The 2,681-nt window shown below is 50.6% G+C and carries 1 protein-coding gene; it reads left to right on the forward strand.

Annotated elements, in window-relative coordinates; translation table 11 throughout:
• Window positions 1-340: 340 nt before the first annotated feature.
• Window positions 341-2,681, forward strand: a 2,341-nt coding sequence (locus tag BLS65_RS17485) for a glycoside hydrolase family 31 protein (protein ID WP_125869950.1), incomplete at its 3' end; no start/stop codon positions are given.

Consider the following 2,681-nt stretch of genomic DNA (forward strand, 5'->3'; position numbering starts at 1 on the left):
ATGTCGAACCAAAAAAATGGCAAAATATCCACCAAGCAAACCTAAATACGCTAAGATTTAAAACCTAGCAATCGACCTGCGGATTTAAGGTATTATTACAACACAAGCGCAAATTACAACATCCAAAAGCAAAAGTCAATACCTTTTACAAAAAAACACAGGTAGCAGGACCGTAGCGCAATCGTTTTAACACTACCCCTACTGTAGCAACAGCACCTGTATGCCAAACCCTTACTAACAAAATATGACTTTATACCATAACCAATCCAGCCGTTTATGAATACATTTGCGATTCAAGCCTAGTGCAAGTTCATTAAAGTGATTTCGAAAATCCTGAGCTATGATTAAAAGAATGCCGCTATTCCTAGTTTTTGCCTTCGGTATATCTACCGCCTTTGGCCAACCAAGTGAGAGAACATTTACTGGAGCAAAAGAAGTTTCTGGAAAGGTTGAAATCCAAGTTTCGGATGGAACATACACCCTAGTTCCCATTAATGAGAAGATGGTGCAAACCACCTTTATCCCAAACGGGGCTAAGCCAAAGAATTTCTCCTACGGCGTGAGCATGAAGCCCACCGGAGTGAAGCCGACTCTTGCCGAAACCGCCAATGGTATCACCGTTAGCACGGGGGGCATACGCATAGAGGTTCAAAAGAGTCCCTTTGGCCTTAGCTACTACTACGGCGACTCCCTGCTGGTAAGCGAGGGCAAAGGTTTTACTAAAACCGACTCAACCCAAAGCATGAGCCTGTCCATTGGAGCAAGCGAAATCCTTTACGGCGGAGGTGCCCGCGTGCTGGGCATGAACCGCCGTGGCAACAATCTGAAGCTATACAACCGGGCGCACTACGGCTACGAAACCCGCTCGGAGCTGATGAACTATAGCCTCCCAATGTTCCTCTCGAGCAAGTGCTACGCTGTGCTGTTCGACAACGCCTCCATTGGCACGCTCGACCTCGACAGCAAGGCCACCAACACCGTGACCTACGAAACCATAAGCGGAACAATGAACTACACGATTATTGCCGGAGATAGCTGGTTCGACCTCACCGACCAATACACCCGCCTTACCGGTCGTCAACCGCTGCCCCCACGCTGGGCCTTTGGAAACTTCTCCAGCCGATTTGGCTACCACTCCCAAAACGAGGTGGTATCAACGGTAGACAAGTTTTTTCAAGACTCTATTCCTGTTGATGCTGCCATTGTTGACATCTACTGGTTTGGCAAGGGAATTTTTGGCGACATGGGCCGCCTCGACTGGTACCGCGACAGTTTTCCCGAACCACAAAAGATGATTCAAAGCCTTACCGACAGAGGCGTTAAAACCATACTGGTTACCGAACCGTTTGTTCTCACCACCTCGAGCCGCTGGCAGGAGGCCGTGAACCAAAAAGTTTTAGGCACCGATACTACCGGAAAGCCATACACCTACGACTTTTACTTTGGCAACACCGGCCTAGTCGACATATTTAAGCCCGAGGCCCGTGACTGGTTCTGGAATATATACAAAGATTTGACCAACCAAGGCATTGGTGGCTGGTGGGGCGACCTTGGCGAACCAGAAGTGCATCCGGCAGGACTGCAACACGCCAACGGCTCTGCCGACGAGGTGCACAATGCCTACGGACATAAGTGGGCGCAGCTGGTTTACGAGGGCTACCAAAAAGATTTCCCCGAAACCCGTCCGTTTATCCTGATGCGTTCGGGCTATGCAGGCTCGCAGCGCTACGGCATTATTCCCTGGAGCGGCGACGTAAGCCGCAGCTGGGGTGGCCTTATTCCCCAACCCGAGATTGCCCTACAAATGGGAATGCAGGGCTTGGCCTACATGCACTCCGACCTTGGCGGATTTGCCGGTGGTGACAAAATCGACAACGAGCTATATATCCGCTGGCTACAATATGGCGTTTTTCAGCCTATATTCCGACCACATGCTCAGGAGAATATTGCGCCCGAACCCGTATTCCAGAACGACACCACCAAAGCTTACGCCCGCGCATCCATACTGCTTCGCTACAAGCTGCTCCCCTACATTTATACCATGGCCTATGAGAATAGCCAAACAGGAAAGCCGCTAATGCAGCCACTATTTTACGTAGAGCCAACCAACCACATGCTGCTTACCTACGACAAGGCCTACATGTGGGGCGATGCCCTTCTCGTTTCGCCCATTAAGGCAGCCGGAGTAACGGAGCAAACGGTTTACCTACCCAAGGGCAGCACCTGGACCGATTTCTACACCGGAAAGGTGTATGAGGGTGGAGCCGAAGTTACCCTACCCGTAACGCTCAACCATATTCCGGTGCTGGTGAAGGGTGGAGCCATAATCCCAATGCTGAAGAAGGTTGCTTCCACCACAAAGGCAAACTACAACAGCGTAGAGGTGCACTACTACATGGAGGCAAACAAGAGCACCAGCTACCGCCTCTACGGCGACGATGGCGCTACGCCCGAAGCCTTCGAAAAGGGTGCCTACGAGCTGCTGACAATTACGGCCGAAGCTAAGAATAAGAATCTCACTGTGGAATTTATTCCAGAGGTTGGAAAAGGTTTCGGGGGACAAGAAAAAGATGTAGACCTATGCCTCCACAACCTTACCCGCCAGCCAAAGCAGGTGATGGTAAACGGCAAAAAGGTAAAGGGCTGGAAGTGGAATGCCGCCAAGGCCACCATTAGCCTCA

The organism is Williamwhitmania taraxaci, from assembly GCF_900096565.1.
GTDB lineage: Bacteria > Bacteroidota > Bacteroidia > Bacteroidales > Williamwhitmaniaceae > Williamwhitmania > Williamwhitmania taraxaci.